Source organism: Bradyrhizobium sp. dw_78, from assembly GCF_018449525.1.
In the GTDB taxonomy this organism is placed as follows: domain Bacteria; phylum Pseudomonadota; class Alphaproteobacteria; order Rhizobiales; family Xanthobacteraceae; genus Bradyrhizobium.
Genome location: NZ_JAAVUS010000026.1, coordinates 1 through 1,035 on the forward strand (window position 1 = coordinate 1; position 1,035 = coordinate 1,035).

The window sequence follows — 1,035 nt, forward strand, 5'->3', positions numbered from 1 at the left end:
TGTGGAGCCTCAACAGGTTGTCCTCGGACAGGCCGAGTCTGCTGATCGGTGTTTGAGATTTTATCCCACCGTGAGGCCGATGCCAGTTGTATTGATGCAACCAAGTCGGGAGCTCCTCAGCACGGTGGTTCGACGTGGGGTAGGCCTGAGCATAGGCCCATTCCCTGAGGGCGGTCTGGATGAAGCGCTCGGCCTTGCCATTGGTTTTAGGTGTGTAGGGCTTGGTGCGGATGTGCTTGATGCCGAGGTCGCGACAGGCGTTGCGGAAGGCGAAGGCTTTGTAACAACTGCCGTTGTCGGTCATGACGCGGGTGACGGTAACGCCCAGGCTGGCGTAGTAGGCCACAGCCGCCTTGAGGAAAGGAACGGCGCTATCCGCCTTCTCGTCGGGCTTGATCTGGGAGAAGGCGACGCGGGAATGATCGTCGATGCAGACGTGGACGAACTCCCAGCCGACACCGCGGCTGTTGCTCTGGCCGGTTCGATCGCCGGTGATGCGGTGGCCGATCTTGTCGAAGCGACCGAGTTTTTTGATATCGATATGGATAATCTCACCGGGGACGGCGCGCTCATAACGGCGCACGGGCTCGGCCGGCTCCAGGTCGCGTATCCGATTTAATCCCAACCGCTGCAGGATGCGGCTGACGGTAGCCGGAGAAACGCCGACTTCCGCCGCGATTTGCTTACCGGTGTGGCGTTGCCGGCGCAAAGCCTCAACGGCAGCGCATGTGGCAGGCGCTGTTTGGCTTGGCAACGAAAGAGGCCTTGAGGAGCGGTCGCGTAGCCCTTCCACGCCTTCCGCGCGGAACCGCTCGACCCATTTGGCAACGGTCTTCGCTGTCGTATTGAACTGGCGCGCTGCCGCAGCCCTGTTCAAGCTGCCTTCGGTCACACTACGCACCATGGCCTCTCGACCTTTGGGCGTCAGAGGCGCATTCTTATGACTGTTCATCTGGCCTTTCCTTGGAACACTGAAGCTTCGCAACCTCAGCTTCCTCGGTTCAGGTCAGATGGACAACCTCCTGAAAGACCACA

General features: G+C 60.2%; 1 protein-coding gene. It reads right to left on the reverse strand.

What is annotated here, in order from left to right; translation table 11 throughout:
- A partial coding sequence (locus HB630_RS28180) for an IS481 family transposase (protein ID WP_213776001.1) occupies nucleotides 1-952 on the reverse strand: 952 nt, incomplete at its 3' end.
- Between the last annotated feature and the right edge of the window lie 83 nt (nucleotides 953-1,035).